11 protein-coding genes are annotated in these 12,311 nt (G+C 65.5%); 3 read left to right on the forward strand and 8 right to left on the reverse strand.

Annotated features, from left to right (window positions below):
- The first annotated feature begins 129 nt into the window (after window positions 1-129).
- Entirely contained in the window at window positions 130-1,395 is a 1,266-nt protein-coding gene (locus ACYVI5_RS14195; RefSeq protein WP_460580777.1) for an integrase core domain-containing protein, read from the forward strand.
- A gap of 311 nt (window positions 1,396-1,706) precedes the next feature.
- Here ACYVI5_RS14195 and ACYVI5_RS14200 read toward each other — a convergent pair whose 3' ends face one another.
- From ACYVI5_RS14200 to add, 8 genes are all read right to left on the reverse strand, one after another.
- Entirely contained in the window at window positions 1,707-2,636 is a 930-nt protein-coding gene (locus ACYVI5_RS14200) for a LacI family DNA-binding transcriptional regulator (RefSeq protein ID WP_460580778.1), read from the reverse strand.
- Entirely contained in the window at window positions 2,633-2,908 is a 276-nt protein-coding gene (locus ACYVI5_RS14205) for a hypothetical protein (RefSeq protein ID WP_460580779.1), read from the reverse strand. Before ACYVI5_RS14205 ends, ACYVI5_RS14200 begins: the two co-directional genes overlap by 4 nt.
- Window positions 2,905-3,870: a Gfo/Idh/MocA family protein gene (locus ACYVI5_RS14210; protein ID WP_460580780.1), complete on the reverse strand. Its 966-nt coding sequence runs from the start codon at window positions 3,868-3,870 to the stop codon at window positions 2,905-2,907. Before ACYVI5_RS14210 ends, ACYVI5_RS14205 begins: the two co-directional genes overlap by 4 nt.
- The gene (locus ACYVI5_RS14215; RefSeq protein ID WP_460580781.1) at window positions 3,867-5,117 is read right to left on the reverse strand and encodes an ABC transporter substrate-binding protein; all 1,251 of its coding nucleotides are present in this window, start codon (window positions 5,115-5,117) and stop codon (window positions 3,867-3,869) included. The genes ACYVI5_RS14210 and ACYVI5_RS14215 overlap by 4 nt, the downstream gene beginning before the upstream one ends.
- An 80-nt stretch (window positions 5,118-5,197) precedes the next feature.
- Window positions 5,198-6,832: an ABC transporter permease gene (locus ACYVI5_RS14220; protein WP_460580782.1), complete on the reverse strand. Its 1,635-nt coding sequence runs from the start codon at window positions 6,830-6,832 to the stop codon at window positions 5,198-5,200.
- A gap of 1 nt (window position 6,833) precedes the next feature.
- Window positions 6,834-7,676: an ABC transporter ATP-binding protein gene (locus ACYVI5_RS14225; protein ID WP_460580783.1), complete on the reverse strand. Its 843-nt coding sequence runs from the start codon at window positions 7,674-7,676 to the stop codon at window positions 6,834-6,836.
- A gap of 32 nt (window positions 7,677-7,708) precedes the next feature.
- Window positions 7,709-8,800 carry an ABC transporter substrate-binding protein gene (locus ACYVI5_RS14230; protein ID WP_460580784.1) on the reverse strand — a complete coding sequence of 364 codons (1,092 nt, stop codon included), beginning with the start codon at window positions 8,798-8,800 and terminating at the stop codon, window positions 7,709-7,711.
- Between the two features lie 10 nt (window positions 8,801-8,810).
- Window positions 8,811-9,857, reverse strand: a complete 1,047-nt coding sequence (add, locus tag ACYVI5_RS14235) for an adenosine deaminase family protein (RefSeq protein ID WP_460580785.1) — start codon at window positions 9,855-9,857, stop codon at window positions 8,811-8,813.
- Window positions 9,858-9,999: 142 nt separating this feature from the next.
- Here add and ACYVI5_RS14240 point away from each other — a divergent pair, with 142 nt between their 5' ends.
- Together ACYVI5_RS14240 and ACYVI5_RS14245 are read left to right on the forward strand one after the other, a co-directional pair.
- The gene (locus tag ACYVI5_RS14240; protein ID WP_460580786.1) at window positions 10,000-11,055 is read left to right on the forward strand and encodes a LacI family DNA-binding transcriptional regulator; all 1,056 of its coding nucleotides are present in this window, start codon (window positions 10,000-10,002) and stop codon (window positions 11,053-11,055) included.
- Window positions 11,056-11,509: 454 nt separating this feature from the next.
- On the forward strand, window positions 11,510-12,271 hold the full coding sequence (locus ACYVI5_RS14245; RefSeq protein ID WP_460580787.1) for a relaxase domain-containing protein: 762 nt from the start codon (window positions 11,510-11,512) through the stop codon (window positions 12,269-12,271).
- Window positions 12,272-12,311 lie beyond the last annotated feature (40 nt).

Here is a 12,311-nt window from a genome sequence, read left to right on the forward strand (position 1 = left end):
ACGATGGCTCGCCCACGTCCACGACGCCGGCCGCCCTGCCCAGAACTACACCACCCCAGGGGACGTCACCACAGATCGGTGACAGTTTCGACTGTCTTGGTGGTGACACTTCTCTCCGATGTTTGAGGGATGAGCCCTGTTGAACCGGTTGATCCTCGTGTTCGTCTCGCGATTGCTCAGTGGCCGTCAGATGCGCCGCGGGGAGCGGTGACGACGTTCTGTCTGGAGCACCAGATCGCGCGGAAGACGTTTTATGCGATCCGCAAGAGAGCGATTCTGGAGGGTCAGGCTGCTGCACTTGAGCCGCGGACCCGTCGGCCGGTGGGAAGCCCGAACCGGATCTCCGATGAGGTGAAGGCGCAGGCGGTCGGGGTGCGGGCGGCGTTGGAGGCCTCCGGGCTGGATCACGGACCGATCAGTGTTCACGAGAAGATGCGGTCGCTCGGCTTGGAGCCGGTGCCGGCGGTCTCGTCGCTGGCGCGGATCTTCCGTGACGCGGGGGTGGCGCGAGTCGAGCCGCGGAAGAAGCCGAGGGCGTCGTATCGCCGGTTCGTCTATCCGGCGCCGAACGCGTGCTGGCAGTTGGACGCGACGGAATACGTGCTCAACGGTGGTCGCAAGTGTGTGATCTTCCAGCTCATCGACGACCATTCCCGGCTCGCGGTCGCCTCCCACGTGTCCTGGGGTGAGACCTCCGAGGTCGCGATCGCCGTGGTGAGCAAGGGCATCGCCGCGCACGGGGTTCCGCAGCGACTGCTGTCCGACAATGGGGCGGCGTTGAACCCGTCGCGGCGCGGAGTGTTGGGTCAGCTGGTCGTCTATCTGCGCTCGCTCGGGGTCGAGCCGATCACCGGGAAACCCTATAAGCCGACCACCCAGGGCAAGAACGAACGCTTCCATCAGACCCTGTTCCGCTTCCTCGACAAGCAACCGCTGGCCGAGACGCTCGAGCAGCTGCAAGCCCAGGTCGACGCGTTCGATCTGATCTATAACACTGAGCGACCGCACCAAGGGTTGCCGGGTCGGATCACTCCAACGCTGGCTTGGGCGGCCACCCCGGTGGTCGAACCGACCAGACCCATTCCGCAGGCCGCTGCGCCGGTCGGGGACGATGGCCTCCGGATGACCCGGATCCGCGACAACGGCACCGTCTATGCCCGCGGCACCAAGTTCCAGGTCAGCCGCACCCTTGCCGGGCAGATCGCCTACCGAGTCGAAGAGAACGACCGGCTGCTGATCTTCGACGCCACGGGCACCCTGCTGGCCGAATACCCCTGGCCCGCGCCGGGCACCAAATACGTCGGCAGCGGCAACCCCCCGAGGACCCCGCGGCCCACGCAAAACCCACTGAGTGTTACCGACGTCCTGAGACATGAACTGTTACCGATGTCCTGAGACAGAATCGTCACCGATGTCCTGAGACATCACAGCAACTCTGATATATCGCGTGTTTCATCAGGACATCACTGACAATTCTGCATCAGGACATCACTGACCGAGACGTGGATCCGATTCATGCTCACCCCCTCGTTCCCACCGGCGCGGCCAGGTGCGGGACGGGACGAGGGGTTCGCCCACCGGTCGGACGGAATCGGAAGGGAGCCCTCGCTCCTCATCTCAAAGCTGCGGCGGGGGCAAACTCATTGGGAAAGTCGCGTGTTCGCCTCATTCAAATATCCGCTTCTTGCTGGCCGCCAGCAATGACATCAACCTTGCGGTCCACCGTCATGCAGCTTCCGAATAGCGTTCACCGCGAGCGCATGGTCCGCTTTTTGTGAGAGCCCGGACACGATCACGTAGGCCTTGGTCTCAGAGTCTCCATCGACACGCAGTGGTACCGCACCTCCGTATGGGGCGTGTTTGGGAAACGCCAGACCGGTCTCTTCTTCGAAGGTCGTTCCGCGCGCAAGTCGAACGTTGCGCTCGTACAGGCGCGAGTGCCCGCTCATTCGTGCCCTGTTCCATTTGGCAATTAGGACGATCTCGTTGATGTCGGTCGCGCCCGGTAGCCGCACACGGAACACTTCGAGCTCACCAAGACGCACCGATACGGCGAGCGGCTGATGCGCTGCCAGCCCCCGGTCGGCGATCGTCGCCCCCAGCCTGTAGCACACAGCCTCGTCGAGCCTGTCCAGGATCAGATCGTCCTCTTCGGCGAGCAAGTCCGTCGGTGAGGCGAAGCCGTTCACTTCGGCGTCGGTCTGCTCCGTCCGACCGGCGGCATGCCGCCGCAGTGCCCGCGCATTCGTATTCGGCTCGAAGCCGAGGGAGTCGATGGCGGCGGTGACCCGACGGAGGACCTGCGTCGTTACGATGTCGGGGTGGTTGAGCGCGCGCGAGACCGTTTGATAGGAGACGCCCGCCTCCCGTGCCACGTCGCGGATCGTCGGGCGCGTCGGCCCACCTCCCGTCGCAAGCGCCCGGGCGGACCGATTGGCTTCGTAGCCAAGCTCGGCGACTGCCCGACCCACCCTTTCTCGAGTCGACGGCGCCAGGTGCTCGGGCCGATGGAAGTAGTTAGACACCGTGCCGATGCTCACCTGCGCCAACGGTGCGACATCGTCGAGAGTCGGCGCACCGTGCTGCAGGGATTGCGGCTCGGCTTCCGATGCCTGGTCGGCCGGAGTGTCCGTCATGACTCGCCTTCCGTCGTGACCTCGGTCTGCTCGGCTGTGGTCACGCGGGCGGATCGGGTTCGCCACGCGATCAGGTAGTAGGCGTCGATCACGGCAACGGCCACGTTCAGCGCCACTGACGGCCAGACCGCGAGGGCCGCGTTGTAGCCGATCAGAACGAGTGCGGCGAGAAGGTTCAGGACCCGCAGTGTCAGCATTCGCGACTGGAATAGCGAGATCACGAGAAGCGCGCTGCCGCTCCACCCGATGACCTCGACGATTACCGTGGTCATGCCAACTGGCCCCGAATCTGCTCCCACAACCGCTCCGTGGTCTCGAGCGTTCGCGCAGCGCTTTCCAGATCGGACTCATTGGGCACCGAACCGCCGGCGACGTCGCGAAAGTGCTGAAGCGCCGGGATGAAACCCATCGTCGTGAGTCCGGAATTCGCCGGAACAGGCAGCGTATAGTTCGGCCGCCAGACCTCCGCCGGTCCGTCGACCGGACGGTAGACGCACGTGTCGACGTTGTCGACGAGCACGGCGTCGCCGATCCCGAACACTTCAGCCGACTCCCCACGATGCGCGAAGGAGGCTGTCGTGCAGAAGTCGAACGAACACGCGGCACCGCTCTCGGCACGGGCGATCAGGCTCACGCTGAGTCCGAAGTCGGGCACCCGGTCGACCAGGGCCGAGATGTCCGAGAGTTCACCCACCAGGTAGCGCGCCATGTCGATCATGTGCACTGGGTTGTCGATGAGGTAGTGACGCGGGTCCGCCAGGTATTGATCGACCCGACCCATGGTGAAGGAGAAGTGCGCAAGGGAGGGCGCGCCGAACCGCGGAGAGCTGATCAGGTCGCGGGCGCCACGATACGCCGGCGCAAAACGCTTCATGTACCCGACGACGACTGGACATCCCTGGGCCGAAGCAGCGTGAGCCAGCTCGCGAAGCTCCCTGGCGGAGCGGCCGGCAGGCTTCTCGCAGAAGACCGGGAGACGCGCCTCGATGCACCGCTGGATGAGGGGGCTGTAGGCGTTTGCTCCGACCGCCATCACGACGCCGTCGAGCCCTCCTTCGGTGAGCATGTCCGCGACCGAGGTGAAGTGGTCCGGCGCGCCCCACCGGTGGGCCGCCGCCTGCGCGTGCCGGGGGGTCCGAGCGCAGACGGCGACCAGCTCCAGGCCGGACTCGATGATCGCCGGGTAGAGGGCGTTGTTCGCGTGGCGACCCGCGCCGATGACCCCGAGTCTCATGGGACGCTCACGTCGCTTCGGCTCAGCATGTGGTCGATCGCCTGCGCTGAGTCGGCGAGGATGCGTTCGAGTTCTGCGGGCTCTCGGTAGGCGTCCACCAGCGCCTTCGACCAAAGGCTGGCGACATCGAGGTACTCGGGCATGGGTGTCGGTAGAACCCGGGCGATGGTTCGCAGGATCTCGAGGCTGTTGTCGCCGAAGCCGTTCCACTTCGAGGCCGCTGCCCGGTATCGGTCGTCCTCCCAGGTGCTCAGGCGGGTCGGGTTCATGTTCCCTTCGAGGGCGGCCCGTGCGAGGAAGGTTGGGGAGCTCGCCCACTCGATGAAGCGCCAGGCGCTTCGCTTGTCGCGGGACGCGCTGTTCATCACCAGTGACCACGTCCACATGTTCGCCTCGCGCCGTCCGTCCGGGCCGGCCGGCGGCAGGGAGTAGGCGACGCGTCCGCGGACATCGGAGGACTGCCCCTCGAAGAAGGCGACGTAGTGGTCGGAGTCGACGATGAGGCCGTAATGCCCCGCCGCGAAGTCGCGGGCGACATCGAGCCAGTGTCCGTCCGGCCACGCAGTCGGGCCCGAGGCGCGGACGGCGTCGAGGAAGTCCCGGGTCGCTGTGACCATCGTCGGGCTCGCGATCGCGCTGCGGCCCGCGCCATCGAAGTCGGTGCCGCCGTATGACCAGGCCTGCGTCGCGAAGCCGGTGTACATCGTGTGCCACGTGTCGGTGCCGCGCTGCGCGAAGCCGCGGACACCGGGGACGCCTTCGGCGATCCGGTTCGCCGCCGCGAAGTAGTCCGCCCACGTGGCGGGCGGTTCGCTGAGCCCGGCGCGCTCCAGTACTTCGGGCAGGTAGGCCAGGTTATAGGTCTCCCAGTTGACCGGGATCTCGAGCAGTGGTCCATGGCCCAAGCTGTCCCCGCGTCGCCCCGTCCACCGGTTGGCCGCCATCAGTTGCGGGATGAAGTCGATGGGGTGGTAGTCGTCGGCGCACCCGTCGAGGTAGTCGTCCAGGGGCTCCACGAGCCCCTCCCCCGCCAGCTTCCACATCGACACCGGCCCCGATACGTAGACGTCAGGCGCCGACTCACCCCGAAGCCGAGATCGCAACGCGTCCAGGGAGTTGGTCACGTACTCGGTCTCCGGGATGATCTCGAGGACGGCGCTTTCACCCGTGCGGGCTTCGAACTCGTCGATGTGCCGGGCGACGCTCGCGACGTATGCGTCGTTGTCGGGGCTGATGAAACGGACCATGTCAGTCTCCTTATTTTCGGCACGGCGGAACCGCCGAACCGTGGTGTCGATTGATGGATGTCTAGCGGGCGCGGACGCGGTCAGCCCGAGAATCGGCGGCGCGCGCGATCGTGCAGTGCGGCGACCACTTCGTAGAGCAGGATCACCGTCACAGTGACCACCACCACGTCCGCCCACAGCCGGGTGTAGTCGAAGGTCGACGTCGCGGTCGTCATCGCTTCGGAGATGCCGTCGCCGGTCACGAGCCATTCGGCCACCAGGGCGCCGAAGAGTGCGAGCGGGATACTGATCCGGGCCGCGTTCAGCACGCCGGGAAGGGCCCCGGGGAGTCGCACGAAACGGAGTGCGGCCCAGCGGCCGCCGCTGAACACGGTGACGACGTCGAGGGTCGAGCGCGATCGCTCTTCCAAGGCGGTGACGATGACAATCATGGCAGGGAAGAACACGACGAGGAGGCCCGTGATGATAATGAACAGCTGGCCCCGACCGGCGATGGCAACCAACAGTGGGATGAACGCGATCTGAGGTACGCACTGCGAGGCGATGAGCAGCGGGAGCCCCAAGCGCAGCAGCACCGGGAAGCTGACGAGCACACAGCCCGCGATCAGCGCAGCCGCCATGCCAACGCCGAAGATCATGGCCGTGTCGCGCATAGTGATGAGCCAGTCGGAGAGCAGTGCAGCGCGATGGTCGGCAGCGGCGGGGTTGCTGACCAGGTAATTGACGACATCGACCGGAGACTTGAAGACGAGAGGGCTGGCACCGCCGAAGAGGATGAGCGCCAACCAGATCAGGATCAAGGCGACCGCCGGAGTGAAGAACTCGATCGCCCGGCGCAGTGGCCCGGCGCTCGGGGAGGCCGCAAGCGTGCTCTGCCCGTCGGCCGGATCGACGTGGAGCCAGCGCCCCACCGCCGTTATCACCGCGTAGAGGAGGCCTCCGATGACGGTGGCGACAATGGCGACGCCCCAGGTCTGAGCGGTCAGGAGCTTCTGCTGACTGACAACAAGGGCCACCCCGAGCCCGTTCTCTGCACCGCTGAACTCAGCGACGAGTGCTCCGAGTAGCGCGCCGGGTCCCGCGATCCGCATGCCGCCGATGATGTAGGGCAGCGCGGATCGGAGGCCGACCTTGAGGAGCACCTTGAGCCGTCCGCCGCCCGCGCAGTAGACGATTGCGGCCGTGTCCGCCGGCGTCGCCCGGAGTCCGGCGAGCGTCCCGACGAGCATCGGGAAGAACGAGAACAGGAACGCCATGGTGATCCTGGTCGGTTGTCCGGGACCTTCGAGGCTGGAGATCAGGGGAAGGAGCGCCGGGAGTGGCAGACAGTAGATCGCCAGGCCGACACGCGAGACCGATCGTTCCAGCAATCCCGTGAGCGACCCGATCGCGCCGAAGACGAAGGCCACGACCGCGGCGATGGCGAATCCCTCGAGTGCGGTGACGAGAGTGGGCACCGCATTGGAGATGTAGAACGGGAAGTTCGCGACGAGGTCTTCGGCAACGGTCGTCGGGTTGGGCACCGACGCTGCGGGGAGGAGTCCGGAGATCGAGACGATCCACCACGCTCCGAGGGCGAGTACGAATCCGCTGACCGTCCACACGATGCCCGGCACCCGGCGACGCGGACGGGGGAGGTCGCGTGCCGGTCGCGCGGCTGGGGGTGGCACCGGGGGGACTGCTCGGGGCTGGGTGGTCGTCTGCATCGTGGTCATTTCAGGCGCTCCGCAGGGCGACGGGCCGGGTGGGTCCGTCCGTGGCCGCTGCGTCGTTTTCGAAGAGCAGCTGACCGAGCTCATCGACGAGGAGGTGGAACTCCGGACTCCGCATCATCTCCGGCACGCGCGGCCGTGGGAGGTCGATCGGGACGGTTCGCAGAATCCGGCCCGGCCTCGGCGTCATCACGACGACGACGTCGGACAGGAAGATGGCCTCCGATATCCCGTGGGTGACGAGGAGCGTCGTTGCGGGCCGCTCGGTCCAGATCCGCTGCAGTTCGAGGTTGAGCCGCTGGCGGGTCATGTCGTCGAGCGCGCCGAACGGCTCATCCAAGAGGAGGACATCCGGCTCGAACGCGAGGGCGCGGGCGATCGAGACGCGTTGGCGCATTCCGCCCGACAGCTGGTTCGGCCGCGCTTTCTCGAATCCGCGGAGGCCGACGAGCTCGACGATGTCCTGGATCGTCGCCGGGTCCGGGCGACGCCCTGCGACTTCGAGCGGCAACCGGATGTTGTCGGTGACCGTTCGCCACGGCAGGAGCGCGGAGTCCTGGAAGGCGACCCCCAGTCGGCCGCTCTTGCGAGCGACCGAGGGGCTGTTGCCGTTCACCGTCACACTGCCGGAGGACGGCCGGTCGAGGTCGGCGAGAAGACGTAGGATCGTCGACTTGCCGCACCCCGACCTGCCGATCAGGCTGACGAACTGGTTCCGGTCTACCGTGAGGCTGACACCTCCGAGCGCATCGACACGTTGTCGTCTCGCCATGAATGTCTTCGTGACATCGTGAAGCTGGATTCCGGCGATCGCCTCCGTGGAGGCATCATCTGGCTGCGTAGGCATGGGAGCTCCTTCGCTCTGGTTTGGTGAGAGGGTCACGGGAGCGTCTTGAGCTCCGGGTGCTCCTTGTAGATCTCGTTCAGCAGGGACATGTCGAACAGGTCGGCCTGGGTCGTGTGAACGCCGCTGAGCCCGAGTGTCTTGACTGTGTCCTTCTGCAGCTGGTCCGTGACAGTGAGGAGCCCGTTCTTCTGGGTGTCGGGCGTCTTCATCAGCGCGATCTCCGCCTTGTTGGCCGCCACCTGGTTGTCGAGGGAGAGTTTCAGCGATCTGCCGTACTTGTCGACGGCAAGGCTCGCGCCCTTCTGCGGGTCCGCGATATCGGCACGCCATCCCATGATGTCGGCGAGGAGTGCCGCTTTGAGCGTGGCGCGATCCTTCGAAATCTGGTCGGTCGACGCGACATACGTCTGTGTGACTGTCGCCCAGTGGAAGTCCGAGAACATCATCACAACGGGGTCCTGTCCGGACTCTTTGAGGCTGATCGGCGAGTTCGTCGAGTAGTCGAGGATGCCATCCACCTGGCCGGCGACGAGCGGTGCCGGGTCGTACTGGAAAGGCACGATTTTCAGGTCGCTCGGCTTGAGCCCGTTGGCCTCCAGGAAGGCCTGCATGAACGGCTTGTCGGCGTCGGAGACGGCGATCGTCTTGCCCTTTAGGTCGGCGGGGGTGCGGATCGGCTTGCCGGCAAGCGAGACGATGGCGCGCGGGTCCTTCTGATACATCGCCCCGATGACTCGGAACGAGGCGCCGTTCGCGTTGGCTCCCACGATCTCGGTCGGCGAGGACACCCCGAACTGTGCGGTGCCGTTGGCCAGCTGAGTCAGCACGGAGACAGCGGACGGGCCGCCCGGGATGAACTTGACCGAGGAGAACCCGGCCTTCTGGTAGTAACCGTTGGTGTCCGCAAGGTACGGCCCGGCTTGCGTCACATCGTTGAGCCACGAGAATGCGTAGTTGAGCTGGCCCAGGCTGCTGGCGGAGGGAGCATCCGAGCCTGAGCCGGCCGAGGGAGCCGAGCACGCCGAGAGCACTACTGCGAGAGTCGCGGCGATGCCCAGGCCGAGAAGTCGGGCGCGCTTGCTCCGGTGGCGATTCGACCGCGCGTCACGGAATTGATTGGTCATAGCTGTGTCCTTACTTGTCGTCGGCGCCGTAGGCGACCGGGCGGAGACGCGCGAGTTCGGCAGTGAACTCGGCGCGGAGACGTGCGCGGGTTGCGTCGTCTGCGAAAGAAGCGTCGAGCCCTGCGAGGGCGTACTTCTCTGCGTCCTCGACCCTCCAGTCGAGGTGGACGGCGGCGTCGATGAAGTCTTCGTGGAGCTCCGGCCCGATCAGCGCCGGGTCGTCGGAGTTGAGGCACATGTTTAGTCCCGCCGCGGCCATGGCCGCCATGTCGCGGCGCCGTCCCTCCACCTCCAGCGCCGGCTCGTCGATGAACCAGCACGCGGAGTACGGGATCTGCGAGGCGACCGTGCGCGAGAGCAGGGCCGGATCGAGCAGCGCGGCGTAGCCGTGATCGATGCGGTCCACTTCCAGCAGGTCGAGGCACTCGACCATCTCGGTCGGGTCGCCGTGCTCGCCGGCGTGAGCGGTGAGTTTGAAGCCGGCCTCGCGGGCGAGGTCGTACGCCGCGACGAATTCGGACGGCCTGGCTGCGAGCTCGTTCGAGTCCAGCCCGATGGCCACGACCTCCGGTCGCGGGTTCTCGATGACCTCACGGACCAGTTCCAGCCCCGCTTGTCCCCCGAGCTCGCGATTGATTGCAACGACGATCCGCGACACGACACCGGCCTCGGCTTCCGCGGCACGGGCGCCGGCGATGATCCCGTCGATCATCTCCACATAGGTGAGCTCCGGATGATTCTGCGGGTTGAAGGCGATCTCGCGGTAGCGGAGCCCTCCCTCGGCCGCCACCAGAAGGCTCTCCCGGGTGACCGCCTCGAAGTCGGCCGCCGTCTGCATCGATCGAGAAACGGCGACGTAGATGGCGAGGCCCTCGTCGAAGTTCAGAAAGTGGTATCGGCCATCGCCGACCAATGCTCCCGCCGGCAGAGTCACCCCGTTGCGCGCAGCCAGTGCGACTGCTGTCTCCGGAGGTACGCACCCCTCCAGGTGGCAGTGCACCTCAGCTTTCGGGAGCTGTCGGAGGTACTGCGGGCTGAGGGTTCGGATGGTCGCCATGGGGAAAGAGTGACACAACCAGTTACGCACGTCAACACAATTTGCTGCGCTATTTGGCTTTGTTGCGTGCGCAACAGCGATTTGTGTAAACTTGCGATGACGCAATGCGCGTGTTCTTCTCACGAAAGGGGGCCTGAGGTCTGTGAGCATTCAGCAGGTAGCTAAGAGCGCTGAAGTCGCGCCCTCCACCGTCTCGCGGTACCTCAACGGCACATTGACGCTCAAGGGCGAGACGAAGGACCGTGTCGACGCGGCACTACTCGAGACGGGTTATGTCCACCGCCCCCGCGCCAAGCGATCCCAGCCCAAGGGCCGCCCCATCGTCGGCATTGTCGTACCGGAGCTGACGAACCCGTACTTCGCGATCCTTGCTGAAGAGATCATCGCGGCCGCCGACCAACAGTCTGTGTCGACCGTGATCTTCTCCGCCACGAACCTGCCCAGGAACGAGCGCCAATATGTCGAGCTGGCCCAACGCCTGAAGCTCGACGGCCTGCTCTATCTCGGAACGACGTATCACAACGACGCACTCGACCATGCCATCCGCTCCGACTTCGCGGCCGTCGTCGTTGACGAGCCTCAGGATCTCGACCAGGAGACCAACACTGTCTTCCAGGACGACTACTCCGGCGCGTTCCAAGCTGTCTCCTACCTCGTAGGGCAAGGTCACCGAGAGATCGGCTTCGTGGCCGGCTCGAACATGCGAACGACGCAGGACCGGCTCCGCGCCTACAGCGACGTCCTCCGCCAGAACGGGATCGACCCCGCGCACCAATTCCGCGGAATCGGTTCATTCACCGAGGAATATGGCGCAACGGTCCTCGCCCAGATCATGGCCTCCGAGCGACGGCCGACCGCCGTCTTCGTGGCCAGCGACATCATCGCTGTTGGCCTCATCGTGTCGGCTGCCTCAATGCGCATCAATATCCCGCGCGACCTGTCGGTCGTCGGCTACGACGACATACCTGCCGCCCACCATCTCACCCCCCCGCTCACGACAGTGCGCTCACCCTTGCCGGAAATGGCCCGCGCCGCTGTGGATCTCATCATCGAAGCGATGAAACGGCCGGAGCAACGACCACAGCACGTGGTCGTTCCGGTCGGGATGGTTATCCGCGACTCGACACTGGTGGCAGATCGTGCGCCGGCCGCTGCCGAAGCTGAACTCTCAAAGACCTCCACCGCAGCCCGGGTGTGATGACCGACGACATCGCACCGGATGGAATCAAGACCTGACTGTGGGCCTAGCTGCGAGGCGCCCCAAATCAACCGGTGCTTTCGACAGTGAGATTTGACCCCGTCCAGTTCGTTGTGCCTTAGAACTCCGCGAAGCGGATGCACTTATCCGTTTCCTGGCCTTCCGCCATGCCAGGAGTCGTTGCGTTGGCAAATTGCCGCGGGGCGAAGTCGATCGAACCGAAGGAATGAAGACAAAACGGATGAAGGAACCAGCGAACGAACGAACGGGGGAGGAACGAGTGACAGAGGAGACCAAGGCCAATAGAGATAGAGCCCAGGCCAAAGAGATAGAAGCCAAGAGCGGATGCACGCAGGCACTTCCGTGAGGTGCGCGCCGAAATCGACGGTTTCGATGAAGAACAAGTGTGAGGGGTGGAATTGCGCGTTGGAAGCGGGGCAAGGCTTCGCAGGGGGTGAAGCAGGCCGTCGCGTACGCCTTCGGCGGGGTCTGCGACGCCACACTCACCGCGAAAGACGCTGCCGGGGTGATCGCTGCCGCGGACTACGCGGACGCCCTGATGACCCGGTACATCTGCCAGAACGGCGCCATCCGGGACGACCTCCTCACCCGGAAGCAGTTGCGGGCATGGGTCGACGGGGTCGACCCACTCACCGGGGAACGTCGCGGCCGTGACCTCGAATCCCCCGTCGCTGACCTGGTCCTGGATGCGACCGTGAATGCACCCAAGTCCTTCTCCATCGCTGCGCTCCTCGACCCCGAGTTGAATGCGGCATATGAGGATCTGCAGGACCGGTTGCGGGACCGGATCATCCACCTCTGGCAGACCCAACTCAACGTCCGCCGTGGCGCCGGCGGCAAGGTCCGGGAGGACCTGGCCCGGATTGAAGTGGTGGAGCTAAGGCACGAACGGTCCCCGTCGCTGGACCCGCACAAGCACCGCCACCTCTGGCTGAACGTCCAGGTCCAAGGCCAGGACGGGCGTTGGTCGAACCTGGACACCCGGGCGGCGCTCAGGTTCCAGAACGTGGTGAACGCCGAAGGCGACCTCGCCGCCCGCACCGACCCCGCGTGGATCCGCGCCCTCGCGGCCAAGGGCTTCGCCCTCAACAGCGACGGGGAAATCGAACAACTCGCCCACTTGGTGCGGTCGTTGTCGAAGCGGTCCACACAGATCGAAACCAACGGGACTGCTGCACGGAGAGGTGACACCTGATCTGTGGTGCCGAAGGGTGCCGCTGGGAGGATGTCATCAT

The sequence above is a fragment of the Humibacter ginsengisoli genome (assembly GCF_054780095.1).

Bases quoted from the DNA above. Each gene is read 5' to 3' on its own strand.
- ACYVI5_RS14195 (WP_460580777.1), top strand. From the start codon at position 130: ATGAGCCCTGTTGAACCGGTTGATCCTCGTGTTCGTCTCGCGATTGCT.
- ACYVI5_RS14200 (WP_460580778.1), bottom strand. From the start codon at position 2,636: ATGACGGACACTCCGGCCGACCAGGCATCGGAAGCCGAGCCGCAATCC.
- ACYVI5_RS14205 (WP_460580779.1), bottom strand. From the start codon at position 2,908: ATGACCACGGTAATCGTCGAGGTCATCGGGTGGAGCGGCAGCGCGCTT.
- ACYVI5_RS14210 (WP_460580780.1), bottom strand. From the start codon at position 3,870: ATGAGACTCGGGGTCATCGGCGCGGGTCGCCACGCGAACAACGCCCTC.
- ACYVI5_RS14215 (WP_460580781.1), bottom strand. From the start codon at position 5,117: ATGGTCCGTTTCATCAGCCCCGACAACGACGCATACGTCGCGAGCGTC.
- ACYVI5_RS14220 (WP_460580782.1), bottom strand. From the start codon at position 6,832: ATGACCACGATGCAGACGACCACCCAGCCCCGAGCAGTCCCCCCGGTG.
- ACYVI5_RS14225 (WP_460580783.1), bottom strand. From the start codon at position 7,676: ATGCCTACGCAGCCAGATGATGCCTCCACGGAGGCGATCGCCGGAATC.
- ACYVI5_RS14230 (WP_460580784.1), bottom strand. From the start codon at position 8,800: ATGACCAATCAATTCCGTGACGCGCGGTCGAATCGCCACCGGAGCAAG.
- add (WP_460580785.1), bottom strand. From the start codon at position 9,857: ATGGCGACCATCCGAACCCTCAGCCCGCAGTACCTCCGACAGCTCCCG.